This is a genomic window from Brevibacillus parabrevis, from assembly GCF_003710905.1.
Lineage (GTDB): Bacteria > Bacillota > Bacilli > Brevibacillales > Brevibacillaceae > Brevibacillus > Brevibacillus parabrevis.
This window is the reverse complement of the sequence record NZ_RHHV01000006.1, coordinates 145488-164925: the sequence shown is the minus strand read 5'-3', so window position 1 is coordinate 164925 and position 19438 is coordinate 145488. Positions and strand designations below refer to the sequence as shown.

General features: G+C 53.3%; 16 protein-coding genes. 14 read left to right on the top strand and 2 right to left on the bottom strand.

Going from position 1 to position 19438, the window contains the following annotated elements; genetic code table 11:
* Position 1 precedes the first annotated feature (1 nt).
* Positions 2–1633 carry a SagB family peptide dehydrogenase gene (locus EDM60_RS07225; RefSeq protein WP_122963357.1) on the top strand — a complete coding sequence of 544 codons (1632 nt, stop codon included), beginning with the start codon at positions 2–4 and terminating at the stop codon, positions 1631–1633.
* 111 nt (positions 1634–1744) lie between these two features.
* Here EDM60_RS07225 and EDM60_RS07220 read toward each other — a convergent pair whose 3' ends face one another.
* Complete coding sequence (locus EDM60_RS07220; RefSeq protein ID WP_122963356.1) at positions 1745–2998, bottom strand: cation:proton antiporter; 1254 nt, start codon at positions 2996–2998, stop codon at positions 1745–1747.
* Between the two features lies 1 nt (position 2999).
* On the bottom strand, positions 3000–3497 hold the full coding sequence (locus tag EDM60_RS07215; RefSeq protein ID WP_122963355.1) for a cation:proton antiporter regulatory subunit: 498 nt from the start codon (positions 3495–3497) through the stop codon (positions 3000–3002).
* Positions 3498–3750: 253 nt separating this feature from the next.
* Here EDM60_RS07215 and EDM60_RS07210 point away from each other — a divergent pair, with 253 nt between their 5' ends.
* The 13 genes from EDM60_RS07210 (at position 3751) to EDM60_RS07150 (ending at position 19381) form a co-directional block, all read left to right on the top strand.
* Complete coding sequence (locus EDM60_RS07210) at positions 3751–4362, top strand: DedA family protein (RefSeq protein ID WP_122963354.1); 612 nt, start codon at positions 3751–3753, stop codon at positions 4360–4362.
* 87 nt (positions 4363–4449) lie between these two features.
* Positions 4450–4905: a DUF2716 domain-containing protein gene (locus EDM60_RS07205; RefSeq protein WP_122963644.1), complete on the top strand. Its 456-nt coding sequence runs from the start codon at positions 4450–4452 to the stop codon at positions 4903–4905.
* Positions 4906–5049: 144 nt separating this feature from the next.
* Positions 5050–5328: a hypothetical protein gene (locus tag EDM60_RS07200; protein ID WP_229049908.1), complete on the top strand. Its 279-nt coding sequence runs from the start codon at positions 5050–5052 to the stop codon at positions 5326–5328.
* A gap of 206 nt (positions 5329–5534) precedes the next feature.
* Positions 5535–6395, top strand: coding sequence for a tryptophan 2,3-dioxygenase (kynA, locus tag EDM60_RS07195; protein WP_122963353.1), 861 nt, complete (start codon positions 5535–5537; stop codon positions 6393–6395).
* Between the two features lie 52 nt (positions 6396–6447).
* A complete protein-coding gene (locus EDM60_RS07190; RefSeq protein ID WP_122963352.1) occupies positions 6448–6858 on the top strand; it encodes a DUF2268 domain-containing putative Zn-dependent protease in 411 nt (136 codons plus the stop codon).
* 96 nt (positions 6859–6954) lie between these two features.
* The gene (locus EDM60_RS07185) at positions 6955–8055 is read left to right on the top strand and encodes an ATP-binding protein (RefSeq protein WP_173595930.1); all 1101 of its coding nucleotides are present in this window, start codon (positions 6955–6957) and stop codon (positions 8053–8055) included.
* On the top strand, positions 8016–10397 hold the full coding sequence (locus EDM60_RS07180) for a DUF5682 family protein (protein ID WP_122963350.1): 2382 nt from the start codon (positions 8016–8018) through the stop codon (positions 10395–10397). Before EDM60_RS07185 ends, EDM60_RS07180 begins: the two co-directional genes overlap by 40 nt.
* Positions 10382–11521, top strand: coding sequence for a VWA domain-containing protein (locus EDM60_RS07175; RefSeq protein WP_122963349.1), 1140 nt, complete (start codon positions 10382–10384; stop codon positions 11519–11521). Before EDM60_RS07180 ends, EDM60_RS07175 begins: the two co-directional genes overlap by 16 nt.
* 26 nt (positions 11522–11547) lie before the next feature.
* Entirely contained in the window at positions 11548–15018 is a 3471-nt protein-coding gene (locus EDM60_RS07170; protein ID WP_122963348.1) for a DUF4132 domain-containing protein, read from the top strand.
* A gap of 2 nt (positions 15019–15020) precedes the next feature.
* Positions 15021–16685, top strand: a complete 1665-nt coding sequence (locus tag EDM60_RS07165; protein ID WP_122963347.1) for an SWIM zinc finger family protein — start codon at positions 15021–15023, stop codon at positions 16683–16685.
* A 26-nt stretch (positions 16686–16711) separates the two neighbouring features.
* Positions 16712–17008 carry a hypothetical protein gene (locus tag EDM60_RS07160; protein ID WP_122963346.1) on the top strand — a complete coding sequence of 99 codons (297 nt, stop codon included), beginning with the start codon at positions 16712–16714 and terminating at the stop codon, positions 17006–17008.
* A 49-nt stretch (positions 17009–17057) separates the two neighbouring features.
* Entirely contained in the window at positions 17058–18038 is a 981-nt protein-coding gene (locus EDM60_RS07155; protein WP_167470247.1) for a helix-turn-helix transcriptional regulator, read from the top strand.
* 161 nt (positions 18039–18199) lie between these two features.
* Positions 18200–19381 (top strand): MFS transporter, encoded by a 1182-nt coding sequence (locus EDM60_RS07150; RefSeq protein WP_122963344.1) that lies wholly within the window; start codon positions 18200–18202, stop codon positions 19379–19381.
* Positions 19382–19438 lie beyond the last annotated feature (57 nt).

The following is a 19438-nucleotide window of genomic DNA, read 5'->3' as shown; positions in this document are numbered from 1 at the left end:
GATGAAGCTTGCGACGTTTTTGCACGACTTGCATTTTGCTACCGAAAAAGTCCGGCCGCCCGATCTGGAAGTGAATTGGGACGATGCGCCACTGCCATACAAGCTGTACAAAGGCTTGCCTGCCGTAACGCTGCCCGGGGAAGTCGCTTTGTCGCTCACAGGCGAACAGATCACAGGGGAGCCGTCGCTTGTCCAACTGGGCTGCATGCTTTATTACGCCTACGGATTGACAAAAGTCAGCCAGATGACTTTCGGGCAAGGGGCCCCGGAAGAAGAGAGCTTTTTCGTTCAGTCGTACCGCAGGGCGATTCCTTCCGGCGGAGCGCTGTACCCGAACGAGGTGTATTTGTATCTGAAGCTCTCCTATTTGAGGCAAGGGATTTATCATTACGATGTGGCGCATCATCGCCTCGTTCTGTTGCGCGAGGGAGACTTCGCTGATTATGTAACCAGCTCGCTCGGCCAGCGTTTTGCGCTCCGCGACTGCTTTGGAGTTGTTTTCGTGTCCACTTACTTTTGGAAAAATGCTTTTAAATACGATCTTTTCTCGTACCGTTTGCAAGGGGTGGATACGGGTGTGCTGCTCGGGCAATGGCTGGCTTTGGCCGATAAGTATGGCATTCAGGCCAGTGTCCACTACTTGTTTCTGGATCGGGCTGTCAACGGGTTGCTCGGCTTGGACGGGAACGAAGAAAGCGTGTATGCAATCCTGCCGCTGGCGCTGAGTCCGCAGCAGACAGGCGAGACAACGGCAGCCTCGGTATTAACATTGACTGAGAGCAGCGCGGATGCGCAAGAGCCTGTCTCGGCGGAACAGCTCGTGCAATCGCTACAGCCGTTGAGCCACCGCCATCAGATCGGTTCGAACGCGCGAAAAGACTACCCTTTGCTACGCCAGATGCACCAGGCTGCGCTGTATGAGTCAACGGACTGTTTTGTCAGGGAGACTGTGTCTGAAAGACCGTTTGGTGCGGAAAAAGACGGCGGAAAACTGCGGGGAAAGCCCGGAGAGACAGAAGCGGCAAAAGACAGGCTGCCAGCGCTGGATTTCGCGGAATTTTGCCGCAGCCGAATTTCGCCGGAGCTGGATTTTGTCGCGGGCAAGCTGACGCGAGAAGAGTTGGAAACGCTTGTGCGGCGTGCGTATACAGCCTTGCACTACCAGCATGACCTGGGACACGAGAACAACGGATGTTTGGCGTATTGCGTCTGTCTTCACCAGGTGGACGAAATGGAGGACGGGGCGTACTTTTGCGATCCCGCAAGCGGCTTGTTGACACAGCGGCGGCACGGCGACCAGCGGGCAGAGCTGCAAGCCGGAATGACCCTCGACAATGTCAGTCTGTACCAGGTGCCGCTTTGCTTTCATATCGCAGGGGAAAGCAGCCATCTGCTGGAGCGCTGGGGGTATCGCGGCTATCGTATTCAGCAGATGCAGGCGGGGATCGCCTTGCACGCGCTATTGCTCGCTGCCTTTTCCTGCGGATTGGGCGGACATCCGCTGCTTGGGTACGATGTGGCGAGCAGCGACGAGATTTACGGCTTGCCGCAGGAAAGCAAGACGTGTCTCATCCAAGTGCCTGTCGGCTTTTACCGCCAGCGGGCGCGGTTGCAGGGGAGCTTGCATGGCTAGAAAAGGAGAAGTCAAAAAAACAGGATCACTCCCGTGACGTGTATGTTCGCAGCGGGGGCATCCTGTTTTTTTGTGTACAGCTAGTTGCAGAGTGCTGGCGTCAAAGTGTGGTTATCCCGAATGGTTCTCCGTTTTTTGCGCGGCAGCCGGAGCGGTTGCGCCCCTTTTTTGAAACATTTTCTCCAGAGGAACCACTTTGCACAGCAAATTGTGGATATGCTTGGACTCTTTGGTCAATACGGGGCCAAGAATCGCCAGAATGAGTACGTAAAGCGCCGTAAATGGCTGCAAAATTTCCAACAGTCCGCCTGCCTTGCCCATATTTGCAATGAGAATGGAAAATTCCCCGCGTGCGGTAATCGTCAACCCGATATTCGAGGAGGCGCGCGCCGACAAGCCTGCGCTGCGGCCAGCCAAAAGCCCTGCCGTGTAGTTCCCGATCAGGGTAATGGCGACGGCTGCCAGGGAAAGCCAGACCGCTCCGCCAAGTTGAAGCGGATCAATGGATAAGCCGAAGCTGAAAAAGAACATGGCGCCAAAAAAGTCGCGGAAGGGGAGAATCATGTGCTCAATTCTCTTCATATGGACCGTTTCTGCAAGGACCAGACCGACGAGCAAGGCTCCAATCGCCTCGGCTACGTGGATGGTTTCCGAGAAGCCGGCTACGAGGAACAGACCTGCAAAGACCGTCAACATGAAAAGTTCATTCGATTTGATATTGAGCCCGCGATTGAGCAACGGAACCAGCTTGCGCCCGACAATGATGAACAGAAGCATATAGCCGAGTGCAATCAGCGCAGAGGTGAGCACGCCAACGACAGAAGTTGCACCGCTGAGCACGAGACCGGACATGATCGACAAGTAAACAGCGAGGAACAAATCGTCAAACATGATCATTCCGAGAATCATTTCCGTCTCCGGATTGGCGGTCCGTTTGAGATCGACCAGCACTTTTGCCACGATGGCGGTAGAGGAGATGGTCGTAATTCCGGCAATGATGAGGATTTCTTTGAACGGAACCCCGGCAAAGTAGCCGAAGAGCAGACCAAGCGTAAAGTTGATGCCTATATAGATAGTGCCGCCGATCGCAATAGAGCGTCCTGCCTTGATCAGACGGCCAACCGAAAATTCAAGCCCGACGTAAAACAAGAGGAACAAAACACCCATCCGACCCATGAAGTCAATGAGCGGTTCGCTTTCAATAAATCGAAAATCGATCAAGCCGATCGAGGCGGCGTGCGGCCCTACGGCCATGCCGATGAGGATGTAGAACGGTACGATGGAAAAGCGGAGTTTTTGCGAGATAAACCCGGCAATTGCAATTAAACCGATAGCCAGACCAATTTCAAAGACGATGTGTTCCAAATCAAGCCCCCCCTGTTATGAGTGTAGATTTTAACACTTTCACCTGCCCTCTCTCGCCTGCCACAACTAACGTAACGCCTGCCGTCAGGACGCATTCCGGTCCCGGACTCACTTTTTGCTTTTGGTTTTTCTCGATAATGGCGATGATCGTAGCCCCTGTTCGCTGGCGAATGTCCAGTTCCCCGATGGATTTTCCGATGCACGCGGCCCCCGGCTCGATTTTGTACCATTCAATCACGAGCTGGTCGAGAGCCATCTCAATCGTTTCCAGCGCTTTTGGCTTGTAGGTCATCCCGCCAATAATTCCGGCCAGCTGGCGCGATTCCTGATCATCCAGAGTGACCATGGAGATGCTTTCATCCCAGTCGTCTTTGTCAAAATGGTAAATCTCCCTTTGTCCGTCGTCGTGGAGGATAATAATCAGCTTGTCGCCGTTTCTTGTCTCCACCTGGTATTTGCGCCCGATTCCCGGCAAATCCGATTCCCTGATATTCAACATTGTGTACGCCTCCTAAAAGTGGAATCCACTAATTTCGACAAACAAATAATTGTTTGCTAATATAATCATATACTTAAATGATGCGAAAAGTCTACATTTCGAAACAGTTTGCAAAAAATATGACACATTTCATTTGAGGTCTGATTCAGGCGGGCAAACTTTTGCTTCCTTCGGTTCGCTTTCCATTTGAACTGGAAGGAAATCGTCTCTATACTTGAAGAAAAAGCTTCGGATGAGATAAAAGAGGGGTAGCATGCAAAACTGGCTGACGCATTTTATTGAACAATACAGCTATCTGGGCATTTTCCTGATGATGGCGCTGGAAAACGTGTTTCCGCCGATCCCGTCAGAAGTCATTTTGACGTTCGGCGGCTTTATGACGACGCGCACGACCTTGACGGTGCCTGGTGTCATTTTGGCAGCGACATTGGGCTCGGTGCTGGGGGCGGTCCTGCTGTACGCAATTGGCCGCTATCTGGATGTGAGCAAAATCGAAAAGGTCGTGGAGCGGTACGGGCACTTGCTGCGGATCAAGAAGACAGACATCCAGAAGGCGGACGCCTGGTTTGACAAATACGGCTACTGGACGATCCTGTTCTGCCGGATGATTCCGCTCGTGCGCAGTCTCATTTCCATCCCGGCTGGCATGACCGGGATGGGCTTGCCGTTGTTTTTGCTGTTTACGACGATCGGGACGTTGCTGTGGAATATTGCCCTGGTGCTGGTGGGGGCGCTGCTTGGCGAGTCGTGGGAGCAGGTTTTGCACGTGATGGATGTGTATTCGAAGTTTGTGTACATAGGGATTGGTGTAGTAGGGGTGGGTTTTTTGGTGGTGTTTGTGCGGAAGCGTCGGAGTGGAGGGTGAGTGGTTGGGTTTGGGGAGTTGTTTGGTTGTTGGTTAAGAGCCACTTTTCTTGTTGTTGCGGGAGAATCGATTTTGGGGGGATGTAACATGAATAGTTGGATTCCTATGACGAGTGATCAGTATCGTCTGGCTTGGGATAAAATGTACGAGGATTTCAAATTCAAACCAAGTATCCATAGCAGTGATTGGCCTTCCTTTCGGTTACCGTCCCCTTTCGTTACTTATGATGTTACTGAATATACGGATGCAGATATCGATGATCTTGAGGAAAAGTGCATTAGCTGTCTAAGAGCGATCACTGTGCCGGAAGAATATATCTACGCACTGGATTGGCAGCACCAATGCTACCTCTATTATCCGCATCGGGAGCGCGGCGATGTCGGGGCAAGGATAGGGTTTTACCCAGATGGGGACTATTGTTTCTTTTTGCAAAAAGATTTTAAGTGGGGATATTTAGGGCACCCGTGGGAACATTCCATTAGTTTGTTTGGAGAGACGCTCATTCATCAGTTTGAAGCTGATCGACCAACTATATTTGGGTAGCTAGTGCGCAGCAGGTCTTACCATGCCTCTTGATCATCTGATCAGGAGGTTTTGTCGTTTTATATCAGTCGAATGATGTAGGTATTTGGAAATATTCAACGAATAGTACAAGAGATACAGAAACGACTCCTTGGAGGGATCAGAATGGATCAAAGAGATTCTGAAAAAATAATTCGATTAGCGCGAGAAGGTAAACAAATCTCGAAAATTTGGGAAGAGGATTTTCCGAACTATGATTACTGGGAGATTTACGTAGAAGTTCACGCGGCTGGCGAACGTAGCTCTCTTGGAATAAAGCGAATGATAACTGGCAGATTAAATAAACTGCAAACAGCCAAGAAAATGAAGTTTTATGCCGATTTCTTCTTTATGGAAGATACTCGCTTCATTAAAAACGGTTTTATCGCTTCCTGTAACGTCTAAGACCAATTTTTTGCAAGACGCATGCTACCTAGTACCTCCAGAAAGTCCACTCGGCAAAAATCCGCCAAAACCAGCAGGAACAAACCCGCCCAAGAAGAAATAAAACTTTATAGAAAGAACAAGCGCTACCAGAGGTTAAACACAACTTATGAAAGCGCATACATCACATCCATTCCCTCTCCACCCAAAAAAGGAGGCCATCACAGATGAATCCCCACCAACACGAAAGCAACGAACAAGACAAGACCTCGCTGGAAAAGGAAATCCATACCGATTTTCAAAAAGAAATGACGTACGGCGACTATTTGCATCTGGACAAGATTTTGGCGAGTCAGGAGCGGCTCTCCACTCATCATGACGAGATGCTGTTCATCATTATTCACCAGGTAAGCGAGCTGTGGATGAAGCAAATTTTGCATGAATTGGGCGCTGCCATGGACTGTATTTCGAAGCACGAGCTGGAGCCTGCCTTCAAAATGTTTTCCCGGGTGTCGCGGATTCAGCAGCAGCTGATCAAATCGTGGGACGTGCTCTCGACGCTCACACCTGCGGATTACTTGCAGTTCCGCGACAAGTTGGGGCATTCGTCCGGGTTTCAATCGTTTCAAAACAGGCTGATCGAATTTACGCTCGGCTACAAGAACGGCCATGTGCTGGCTGTGTACGAGCATCAGCCTGAGCTTCATGCCAAGCTGGACGCGGTTTTGCATGCTCCCAGCATTTACGATGCGGCGATCAAGGAGATGGCGGCGCGGGGCTTGCCGATTGACGCCGAGTGCCTGGAACGCGACTGGTCGCAGCCGTACCAGCCGAACCATAGTGTCGAGCAGGCATGGCTGACCGTGTACCGCAATGTGAATCAATATTGGGATTTGTACGAGTTGGCGGAAAAGCTTGTCGATATCGCCAGCCAGCAGCAGCAGTGGCGCTTCAATCATATGACGACTGTTGAGCGGATTATTGGACAAAAGCAGGGTACAGGCGGTTCTTCCGGCGTCGGCTATTTGCGCAGAGCGCTGGACCATCGTTTCTTCCCTGAGCTGTGGAGCTTGCGCACGCAGCTGTAGGACAAACCAGGAGATAACTGTAAAAGGCTACACCATACAGGCGTGCGGACAGATGTGTTCGATCACGCTTGTTTCTATTGAAACGGCTCTTTTCAATATCATCGATAACTTCCCGGACGACGAACAGGTAGAAAGCAGGCGCACCATGCTACAGCATCTGGACTCCACCCAGCTTGCGTTGCAGCAAAAGATCATGTTTGGCGGCCAGGATGGCATTCCGCAAGTGTTCGGCTACAGCGAAGGCTACAGGCTGGTGCAGACGTTTTTGCATGATCATCCCGACTTGACAGTAGAGCAATGGACCGCGACCTCACCGGAAGAGCTGCTCCGCGAAGTGCAAACATCCCACCCCAAATTACCGCGCAACAGGACTCCAAGCGCAAATTTTCACATATTCTTCCTAATATTGGGCACAAATACCCTTCATTTACCAAGATCATTTTGCTTATTATTTTTTAGATGAGCCATTTTGTGGACTGTAAGCAGTCGCAGTCCCATTTTCAGAAGAACGTCGAGAAATGATTGCACGACAAAAAGCGGAAACGGAGTGGGCATTTGGATGGAAACGATGAAGCCGCCTATGGAAGTCTTGTACGCAGCGCAGCTTAATGCGTTGCGGGCCAACGATACGGGAGCAAAGCCGCCAAACTGGCAAATGTCGCCACGAGCGGTCCGCGACTTTATCTTGGGTGCTGACAAACCGCTTCCCTACGAGGGAGAGGCAATCGAGATCACGAAGAAGTTTTACGGCGACGATGCCCTGATCGAAAGAGCGATTGTGACACTTGCTGGAAACCGCGGCCTGATGCTGGTCGGCGAACCGGGAACAGCCAAGACCATGCTGAGCGAACTGCTGTCTGCTGCCATTAGCGGCACGAGCACCAACACGATTCAAGGTACGGCAGGCACGACCGAAGACATGATCAAATACTCGTGGAACTACGCCATGCTGCTGGACAAAGGTCCTTCTTTGCAAGCTTTGGTTCCATCGCCTTTGTACACGGGGATGAACAAAGGCATTATTACCCGGTTTGAGGAAATCACTCGCTGCCCTTTTGAAGTGCAAGACGTGTTGATCAGTATTTTGAGCGACAAAGTCATGAACATTCCCGAGCTTGCGGACGGCATTTTGTTTGCCAAGCCCGGATTCAATATTATTGCTACCGCCAACCTGAGAGACAAGGGCGTCAACGAGATGAGCAGCGCCCTCAAGCGTCGGTTCAACTTCGAGACGATTGCGCCGATCAATCACGTGAAAATGGAAGCGCAAATTATCGAATCGCAGGCGAAAATGATCTTGCAGCGCAGCGGCGTGGATATCGAGATCGACCGCGATGTCGTGGAAATTTTGGCGACGACTTTCATGGAACTGCGCACAGGGCAGACGAAGGAAGGCTACAAAATCGACTCGCCGCAATCGGTGATGAGCACGGCTGAAGCTGTATCGGTGTACGTGCAAAGCGCGATGACCGCTCATTACTACGAAGGCAAGCCGATGACGATGGAGCGACTCGTGCAAAATTTGCAGGGAGCTGTCGTCAAGGAGAACCAGAAGGATGCTGGCGTGCTGAAAACGTACTTCACGAAGGTGGTCAAAGAACGGGCAAAGGAAGAGGGCCTATGGGGAGCGTACTACAACGAGAAGAAATGGATCAAATAAACAGGCTGGTCGAGCAGGAAGTATACGATCTGGCGAAGCAGGTCGTCTATTTTCCGATCAGGCACCACAGTCCTGCTTGCGCCTTTCATCTGCAAAAGACGATTGCGGAATACGAGCCGCAGATCATCTTGATCGAAGGGCCGGACAACAGCAACCATCTCATCCCGATATTGACGGCTGAGCAGACGAAGCCGCCCGTAAGCATCTACTACGCCTACGCTTCGGGCGAGAAAAAATACGTCTGCTATTTCCCGTTTCTCACCTATTCGCCGGAGTATGTCGCCCTCGTCGAGGCAAAGCGCAGGGAGATTCCCGCCGCTTTCATCGATCTTGGCTACGGCAGCCGGCTGGAGAGCATGGAAGACGGACACGATCTGAAAAAGCAGAACCAGAAGCTCTCCTACCACGATGAGCGGATGCTGGCCGGGTCGCAGTTTATTGCCCGGCTGTGCGAAACGATGAGATGCCGCAACTTCGACGAACTGTGGGAGCGGGTTTTCGAGGTCGAAGGCATTCGCAAGCCGACGCGAGAGTTTGTCAAAGACGTGTTCGCCTACTGCTATTTGTCGCGAAAATGTTACGACGACGCCACGCTCGAAGCAGAGGGAGACTTGATCCGCGAAGCGCATATGCGCCAAAAAATTGCAGAAGCCAAAGCGAAGTATCAAAAAATTCTCGTGGTGACGGGCGGGTTTCATACATACGGGCTTTTGGAGAGCCGAAAGACGGCTTACAAGATTCAAAAAGTCAAAGACGAAAAAATATATCCGATGGTGTACACCTACCAGGAAGCCGACCAGTTGAATGGCTACGCCAGCGGCATGCCGTACGTCCACTATTACGAGACGGTATGGAATGCCATGGGGAAAAAGGAGCAGACGCCTTTTTCAAAAAGCGCGCTGTCGTACTTGGCGCAACTCGTGAAGCGGCTGCGCGAAAAGGGCGAGATCGTCTCGACGGCAGATGCGATTGAGGCGTACAGCCTGATCAGCGGACTTGCCGTGATGCGCGAAAAGTCGGAGGGCGGGGCGTATGAGCTGCAAGACTCCGTGCTGTCTGCCTTTACAAAAGGCGAGCGTTCCATCGCCACCGCGAAGCCGATCGAGACACTGCGCGAGCTGATGACAGGCGAAGGCATCGGCGAAGTGGCGCCCAACGACCTCGACGTCCCGATTGTCCGCGATTTTAAGGAAACGTGCAAAGCGTTCAAACTGACGATTACGACAACGGGGCGCAACCAAAAAGTGTTGGAACTGTACGCCAAGCGATCGCACAGGGAAGCGAGCCGTTTTTTGCACTGTGTCCACTTTTTGGGCACAGAGTTTTGCACGAAGGAAGCCGGGCCGGACTGGCTGAACGACAAGTACGTCAATCTCGTGCGCGAGACGTGGCGCTACAGCTATTCTTCCTACGTGGAGGCGCGGTTGATCGAGGCTTCTGTCTACGGCGGAACCGTGAAAGAAGCGGCGGCGCAAAAGCTGGAAGAAATGATGAAGGAACTGCCGCAGCACCAAAGCCACATGTTGGCGAAATGGCTGCTCATGGCGGTTGTCATGGGACTGGAGAAGCTTGGCGAGCGGTTGTTTGCAGCTGTCGTGTCGGCAGTCAGGGAAGACGGACACTTTTTGTCCTTGTGCAAAACGTTGAAAACACTTTCGATTTTGCACGAGCAAAGGCGCTTGTTCGGATTGACAGACACGGCACGGCTGGAGTCGCTTGTCGATGAGGTGTACTACCAGGCTGTGGCGAAAATTTCCGAGCTGAGCAGCCCCAACCCTGACGAATGCCCGGAAATCGCCGAGCAGTTCAAATTTTTGTACATGATCAGCGAGCAAAAACAGGCGGAAGCTTCCCGTGACATTTTTCTCGACCAACTGGAGACGCTGCTTGCGGTTCCGACGTTGCCAGCGATGCTGGAAGGGGCCGCCGCCGCGATTTTGTGCAATCTTGGTGCCTTGGAGCGCGGGGAGATCAGCGTCAGGGCACGGGCTTACATGTTCGGCACACCGGAAAAGATGCAGCACACCGCCGCCTACTTGCACGGTGTTTTCCTCGTCGGCCGGGATTATTTGTTTGACGATGACAGCATCTTGTCCGATTTGAACCAGATGATTATCAGGCTCGACTACGACAGTTTTTTGCAGCTTGTGCCGCAGCTTCGGCTGGCTTTCGCGTTTTTCGGACCAATGGAAATCAGCATGCTGGCGGAAAAAGTCGGGGCGTTGTTCGAGACGACAGCCGAAGAAATGACGGCTCCAGCCGTTGCCGAGCCAGTTTTGCAGCGGGCGCGGTTGCTTGACGACAGGATCAGGGGGGAGTTTGCCAGATGGAACCTCATTTGAAGCGGGAAGCCATGAACCGCTGGCGGCTTCTGTTAGGCGCGCAGGCAGAAGATGCGCTGGAAGAGTGCGGTGACTACAGCCGCTCCGATTTTGCCTACCGCGAGCTGGATTCGATCCTCGATTTCCTGTACGGCCGGGAGCACGGCGAAGAGCAAGGCTACCGCAAAGAAGGCGGCCGGGAAGGCTCCACGCTGACGGTGCCGACCTGGCTGCAAAAAATCCGCAAGCTATTCCCGAAAGAAACGGTGGAAATTTTGGAAAAGCAGGCGCTGGAGCGCTACAACATGACCGAGCTGCTTACAGACAAAAAAGTGCTGGAAAGCCTTGAGCCAAACATGACCCTGCTGAAAAACATCCTCCAGTTCAAGGGCAGGATGAAGGGCGAGGTCGTCAGAAGCGCCAAGGAAATCGTCCGCAAAGTCGTCGAGGAGCTGCGCCGCCAACTGGAAGCGGAAATCCAGACGAGCATCGTGGGCAAGCGCAACCGTTTCCGGCGCGGCTACACGAAAACGATGCGCAATCTGGACGTCCACAAAACGATTCGCAAAAACTTGAAAAACTACGACCGGGCCAACAAGCGCTTTGTGATCGACGAGCTGTATTTTCACAGCAACATCCAGCACCACAACAAATGGAACATCGTGATCGTCGTCGACGAGAGCGGCAGCATGATGGACTCGGTCATTTACAGCGCCGTGATGGCGAGCATTTTTTACAAGCTGGCGGCGCTGAAAACGAACCTGGTCATTTTCGACACCAAGGTCGTCGATTTGAGCGACAGGCTGGATGACCCGGTCGATGTGCTGATGAGCGTGCAACTGGGCGGGGGGACTCACATTGCGCAGGCGCTCCGCTACGGCAAGTCGCTTTTGGAGAATCCGTCCAAGACGATCTTCATTTTGGTCAGCGACCTGGAGGAAGGTTATCCGATCAAAGAGATGTACCGCCAAAGCAAAGAGATCATCGATTCAGGCTGCAAGTTTCTCGTGCTGACCGCGCTTGATTTCAACGGAAACGCTACATACAACAAGCATGCTGCCCGCGTGCTTGCGGACATGGGCGCGCACGTCGCTGCGCTTACGCCTGACCAGCTATCGCAATGGATTGGCAAGATCATCAAATAAACGGGGAAGACAAGGGAGGAAGCCAGATGGTACTGAAAAAACTCGACGCCCATCCGATCATTGGGACATTTTTGGAGCGCTACAAATCAGACAGCCCGCAGAACGCTCATTTGATCGACAGCATCTCGGACTACTTGACGCAAGAGACAAACGAATGCCCGCCGATTGTCGAAGATCAGCGCTATTACGGATATGCGCTCATGCCGCAGTTGGACAAACTGAAAAAGCGCGGAGACGAGACCGCTTTTTATCGTGCCGCGGAAGTATTGTACAAGACCAGCCACCGCTTTTACGAAAAGCAAAACGTCATGGAGCGCTGCTTCCTGGATGCGATTGAGTTGCGCGACGTCGACGTGGATGCAAGCCGCCTGCAAGAGCTTCTGGCTGTCGAGCAAAAATCGTATGACGCGATGAAAAAGACTGTGGAGCAGTTCGGTATGCCGTTGTTCCGCGAGTTTTTGCGCAAAACGGTGGAAGACTACCGGGCAAGCATCAGCCGGGACTACACTTCTGTCTTTGCGCGCTCCAAGCACATCCTTTTGCTCGCCTACGCCTACGCTATCTCGCCAAACCTGCTGGAATCATTGGGAGAGAAGCTTGAGCCTGTTTACTACCACCTGGTGACGGGCGATACCCGTGCATACGTCGCGGAAATATGGCAAATGGCCAAAAAAGTTGCCGTGCTGCCAGTCAACAGCAACACGTTGACCAGCGAGTCGCTCTATCCGGCGTACTGCAAGGAGAAAAAAGCGCAATTGCGCGAGACGCATTTCCCGGATGAATCTACACCGGAAAGCTCTTTGCTTAATCAGAGGCATTTGAAGCGCTACTTCGAAATCATGCTCAGCCTGGCGTATTACCGGATGCATGTCAAGGGCGGAATGACAGCGTTTCTCGCGGAGCCTGAAGAGAGCGACCGCGAGCTGCTCGCGGCTTTGCAAGTGATGTTCGAGCTGTACCCGCTCGACATTTTGGATCACGACGTCCGCCTGCGCGAGCTCGTGAAGATGGAGGAGCCATACGACTTGCTTTTAGCCATGCGAAGCCACTTGCTCCAGCCGCCTACCAATTGGGAGCAGCTGGAAAAGGTCGTGCTGGCTGACCTCGGAAAATCCAGACGCGCCCTGGACATCGCTGCGATTCCGATTGTGAAAGGGTATTTGTACAAAAAGCTGACCGATCAGGGAGTCGACCTGTCCACTGCGGACACGACGCTGGAAGCGATTGCGCTGGATGCGCTGCGCCGGATGAAAGGAACGCAAAAGCTGGCCAATTATTTGGAGGGCAAAGACACGCTGGAAGAAGCGCTGGCAAACGTCCATCTGGAAGATTTCGACCGCGTCAGACAGCAAATGATTTTGCTCAGCTTCTTGCCAGTGGAGCATCCTTTTGTAGCTCGACTCACGGCGGCGATGAGCAAATTCGTCGGCAAGTCGGGGCGCATGGTTGGACATATGTGCTACGTCCATGCTTTCCAGAACGACTTGATCAAGCTGGTAGGCATGTACGAACAAGATCCTGAGACAGATATCAAACAGCTTGTTCACCAAATTTTGGCGATCAAAAATTCTCTCTACTACCACGTAGAAGTCAAAGCAGAGCACTATCAGTCGCTCGTTCGCGCCTATCCGCAAATATGCCTCGACGCATTCGACAAGTTTGATACAGAAGTTCGCCTGTTTGTGCTGGAAACGCTTCTGGACGCCAACCAGCCTGTGTCGCGCGAGGTGCGCAACCAGGCCATTCGCCTCGGTCTGTCCGATTCGTCGAAAAAAGTGACGGGACTCGCCAATGCGGCTTTGTTGCACGCGAAGGACGAGGAACTGTGCGTAGAAGTGTACACCACGGAAAAGAAAGCGAAAGTCAAGGAGTGGGCGCTTGATGCGATTCGCACCTTGGATAACCGCAAAGACATTTTTGCGGACCTGTTGCAAAAGGAGAAAAACAGCAAATTCAAGGCGCTGCTCGAAAACTTGATCGAGGCAGACGGCCAAGGGCCAGATGCCAGCATCGCCAACTTGGGCAATCTGATCGACAAGCGCAAGCTCGCCCGGATCAAATGGCTGCCGATCGAACTGCTCCCGCAACTGCGCGACGAGCAAGGCAACGAGCTGGGCAAAGAGCTGATCGAGTACATTTTGACGCAATCGCTGGAATCGCCAACGGCCCCATCTCCGCACGTGTTGCTGCTGAAAGCTCAGTTCACCGCCGCGTCGGCCGCCGATTTTGTTGCCGAAGTGCTTCGTGCGTGGCTCGACCAGGGAGCGGTGGCAAAAGAAAAATGGGTCATGCCGCTCGCGATTGCGCTCGGTGACAGACGGACGGTCGATACGATCAGCCAGATGATCAAGGAATGGACGGACTACTCCCGCGGAGCGCTCGCCGCAGAAGGAGTGCGGGCGTTGTCCTTCTCGGAAGATTTGGCAGCGCTGCGGCAGATCGATTCGATCAAACGGACGATCAAAAACAAGCAAGTCCGCTCTGCGGCAGAGGAAGCGCTGGGCATGGCGGCGGCCAACCTGAAAATTTCAGCGGAAGAACTGGAAGATCGGCTGGTTACCCAGCTTGGCTTCGATGCGTCCGGCAAGCAAGTTTTCTCTTATGGCGAACGCACGTTTACGGTAAAAGTCAGCAACGAGCTGGAGCTGGAAGTGACCAACGACAGCACGGGCAAGGCGGTCAAAAATTTGCCTGCTCCGACGCAAAAAGACGATCAGCAGCTGGCGGAAGAGGCACGAGCGACTTTTGCCCAGTTGAAAAAAGACCTGAAAAGCATGGTCAAGCTGCAGGCGCTGCGACTGGAAGAATCGTTGTCCAAGTCGCGCTACTGGACGACAGAAGCGTGGAACCGCCTGTTTGTGGAAAATGTGCTGATGCAAAAATTCGCGATTGGCCTGATCTGGGGCGTTTACGAGGACGGTTCGCTCGCGGCCACTTTCCGCTATATGGATGACGGAACGTTCAACACCGTTGACGAGGACGAATACGAGTTGCCAGAACAAGCGCAAATCGGCCTGGTGCATCCGCTGGAGCTGGACGAAGAGACGCTGGCAGGCTGGCGCACTCAGCTGGAAGATTACGAAATTTCCCAGCCGTTTGACCAATTGAACCGCGAACTGTTCCTGCCGACAGAAGAAGAACTGAAAGCGGACGAAGTGCTGCGGCTCCCGGACGGCGCCTACACGCCAACCGCTTTTGCCAAAACGATGGAGAAATACGGCTGGATCAAAGGCACTCCGCAGGATGCGGGCTTCTACTACGAGTTTTACAAGCTGTACGGCAATGTCGTGGCCGAGCTGAAAATCAGCGGAGCGAGCATTTCGTACTACGACGGCATGGATGACGTCACTTTGGAGAGCCTCGCTTTTTACCCGAATGACGACAGCCAGTACAAGTACATGTACTTCAAGCCGATCGACCGTTTGAAGCTGGCGACGCTTCCGGCGCGGATTTTCAGTGAAACGCTCTACGATGTCGTGCGTGCTACCGGGAAGTAATCATGGCAGATTTCAAAAGCGATTTTCAGCGATGGATCGGACTGTGCAACGAGGAATATTTGATCAAGTACGCCAACAAGGGCCTTTACAATCGCGCATGCAAGGAAATCGAGAAGGGCGTTACGGTTTCGTATGAGTTCATGGATGATCATGTCAGGTGCGCGCTGTCGGATGACAGCGTGTGCCTGTTGTACGGAGACATCGAGCGTTTTTCCTGCTCGTGCCCGTCAGATAAAATATGCAAGCATGTCATCCTGGCGATCGTCGCTTACGCCACACAGCATCAGCCAGCAGCTGGCATGGGTGACGCGGGTGATGAGCCTGCCGTATTCAAGCCTGACTTTGGCTGGTTGTTGCAGCTTCATCCGTCCGATTTTTTGCAGGCTTTTACCGCGGCACAGATCGAGGAAGTGCTGTTCCGCTTAGAGTACGGCGAGGCGCTGGAAGTTGCGGAAACGTCCTTTTTGACCGTGACGCTGCAGCTTCAACAGGTCGAGGTTTCGTTCGACCAGGAAGCCGATCTGAGCCGGGCGATGTGCAGTTGCAAGGCAAAAGGCAACTGCATTCACAAGCTGGAATGCCTCTTGCGCTATCGTCTCGTCCATGAGATCGACGACCGGGAAGCGTTGCAGGCAGACATCACGGATGTCAGCTATGACGCAGAGGTGGCGGCGGAGGCGAGAGCTTTGCTGGCCGAAGTGCTCGGAATCGGATTGGCGAAGCTGCCGGAGACGGTTTGTACGCGCTTCGAGCTTTTGGCGATTGCGGCCCATAACGGGAACTTGCCTGCCTTGGAAAAAGATTTGCGCGGGATCAAAGGAGAGCTTGGCCTGTTTTTCCAGCGCCACGTGAAGTTTTCGCAAGACGTGCTGTTAGACAGACTGGCCCGCGTCTACCTGGGGCTGGCTGCCCTGGAAAAAAGCGAGCGTCCAGAGCTGAAAAAACAGTTGCTGGGCAGCTTTAAAAGCAAATACCACACAGTGCCGCACCTGACGCTGTACGCGCTGGGGGCCAATCCATGGGAGACGCGCTCCGGCTACAAGGGTGTGACGTATTACTTTTTCTCGCTGGCAGACAAGCGCATTTACACGTATACCGAGGCCCGGCCTGTCTACTACGAGGGAACGAGCTTTACGTATGCGACGAGCTACAAAAGCAAGGCGCCATGGGGCGGACTGGTGACGATGGAGGAGCTGTCCCATTCCCAGGTGAGCCTGACGAGTGCGAAGACGAACCGGGAGCAGCGGCTGTCATCGAGCGATGAGACGAAGCTTGTCGTGTTGCCGAGGGAAAATATCGAGGAACTCGATCTGGGCGAGACGCTGTGCCGCGATTTGGCCGAGCGCATGGGCGAGGGAGCAGGCGTCCTGTTTGAGCAGGCGACAGAGCACGTCTTTTTGCTCCCAACGAAGTCCGTTCTGCAAGTGTTTTATGAAGCAGCCACGCAGCAGCTGATCATTACGGTCGAAGCGCACGACGGCGAGAGCATCCCGCTTGTCATTCCATACCAGGGCGAGTTCGACAAAACGATTCGCTATCTGGAAAACAACAAGCGGCTGCTGGAGCTGCGGGACGTGTATTGGCTTGTTCAAGTCAGAGGGGATGAGCTGTACCCGATCAGCATGCTGCAAGGCAAATCATTGACGAGCTTGAAGCTTGATTTATAACGGCAGTGGAGTGTGAGGATTCGCACATGGAGGAGATTTTTGCTTTTCGCGAAAAACTGGAAGATTGGGTAGAGCGCATGCTGCTCAAAGGCATCCGCAAATTCGAGTCTGCTGACCTGGCAACGCTCGCCCGCCTCGAAGCGAGTGCGCGGGAATACGGGATGGACTTTCTTGCCGAGCTGATCGCACGTCTGGCCGAGGCGGGCGGCCACTATATGCGCGACGCAAAAGCGGGAGTTGAGTTGTTGACCGAACGATATTTGTATATGGTACAATACGTCAACATGATGAAAAAGCCTCTGTCACAAGCAGTGGCAGACTGAAGGGGCACGACCAGCCGCTCCCTTCCGTTACGGGGAAGGATAGATGACGATGAAATTCCATATACAGTTATCGGATATGCAAGAATATTTCCCGCAGTTTCTGGCGTCCATGCAGGCGACTTTGCTTGACCGTTCCTGGGAACAACAGGCGATCGCTCCCGCGCATATCGGCTCGGGCGGCATCACTCGGCTGCGGATTCGCCCTGGCATGGAGATCGTCATGACCGACTTGTTGCTGGAAGAAGACATGAAGTACACGATTCAGGAAAACTTCCAGCTGCTGGAGTTGAATTACAGCTTGAGCGGCCAGACGTATTGCGCCTGGAACGGCAAGGAAAAGCAGATCGCAAGCAAGGAAGGCAGCGTCGTCTTTTTGGCAGACGAGAAGGTGTACCTGGAACGAAAAGCAGGGATTCGCAACCAGCACGTGGAGATTCGCATGAGTCCCGAGCATTTTCTCAGCTATTCCGAACAAAGCGAGGATGGCTCGATTTTCGAAGCGTTTTTGAATCGGCATCAGGGCGGCGTAGAGCCTTATGACACGTCACCAGCGATTCAGAAATGCATCCACGATATGTTCTTTTGCACGTACCAGGGGCCGCTCAAACGGTTGTACATGGAGAGCAAGGCGATGGAAATCATCGCGCTGGTCAGCCAAAGTCCCGGCACGGCAAAAGCGCGCAGCAGCGTCAACTTGCGCAAGCAGGATGTGGAGATGCTGGCTCGCGTGCAGGCAACGATTGTGCAAAACTTGGAGAACCCGTACAGCATTCGCCAGCTGTCCCGCATGGCGGGGATGAATGAGAGCAAGCTCAAGCAAGGCTTTCGCGAGATGTACGGCATGAGCATTTTCGAACAGGTTCGGCAGGCGCGGATGGAAAAAGCGCTGGCGCTCATGGAGACGGAACAGCTCACCATCGGGCAGGCAGCCGCTGCTGTCGGGTACAGCAATGCGAGCAATTTTACGGCAGCTTTTCGCAAGCAATACGGCATGAACCCAAGTGAATACGTAAGACGGCAGTTCTCCTAAAAACAACCCGAGCGACGTTCGGGTTGTTTTTCTTCTTTTGCAGGCAGAAAAACAACCGCTACAGGTAGAGGCGCGACGGCTTCGCGGGTGATAATCACTATCAGATGGGCGGCAGCGTCAAGTTGTTGCAGCTTGCAAAGGAATGAGAGGAGAGAAGCAGATTGAAAAAACATTTTTGGATGATCTTCGCTACCGTCCTAGTCGCGATGACGTCGATCGCTACCTTCAATCCGATTTTGGGACTTTTGGCGCGAACGCTGGGCTTTAGCGAAATCCAGTCGGGCAGTCTGGTGACGATTACCGGATTGTTCTGGATCGTCGGCAGTTTTTTATGGGAGAAATGGTCGCGCACCAATCGCAAGCGCTTGATGGTCATTGCGATTCTCGGGTATACGCTGACCTTGGCGAGCTTTGCCTTACTCGCTGACTGGGCAAAAGCAACTCCCGGCAATGCCGTTGTCCTGTATTGGGAGTTGTTCGCGCTGCGCGCCGTTGGCGGCTTTTTCTTCGGGGCGATTCCGACGATGGCCCAAGGCTACTTGATGGAATGGACGACCGCGCAAAATCGCGCTTCCGGCATGGCGTTATTCGGAGGGGCGAGCGGGATGGGCTTTGTTCTCGGGCCAGCTCTCGGGGCGGCTTTGACGCCGATCGGGTTCACTTCCCCGATGTATGTATCGACCGCGTTGCTTGTCGCTGTCGCTATTTTGAGCGGGATCATTTTGCCGGATAGCAAGGGCGGTCAGGTGAAGAAAGCAGCGGTCAAGCTCTCGATGACCGATCCGCGCATTCGCTTGTACATCTTGATCGGCCTGTTGCTGTCCACCGTCATGATCATGCTGCAAGTAACGTGCGGGATTTACATGCAAGATCAGCTTCAATTAAGCGATAAGGCAGCGGCGCAATCGATCGGTGTCGGCCTGTCTGTTGCGGGTGTGATTGTCGTTGTCGTGCAGCTTTTGGTTGGGCGTTATCTCAGATGGCAGCCCGCCCGCCTGCTGAAAATCGGGTTGAGCTCGCTGTTTGTCGCCTTTACTTTGTTTATGCTCGCTCCGGCCTGGTACATCGTCGCTTTTCTTTTCCACGGAATCGGGATCGGATTTACATTGCCCGGCTATATTACGGCAGCGTCTCTGGCCGTTTCGGCGGAAGAACAGTCGGCTGTGGCTTCTTACACAGGGGCGGCGCAGGGTGTCGGCTCGTTTGTCGGCCCGCTGGCGGGGACGATGCTGTACAGCTGGCAGATGTCCATTCCGTATCTCGTTTGCTCGCTGTCGCTGGCGTGCGTTGCTTTGCTCGTGTTTGCCAAGCATCGCGGAGGTCAGCCAGCCAGCGTCTCCTAGGAACTGTTCATGAAGAGAGGTTCGATTGCGAATCTCTCTTTTTTTTGTGAGAAACGT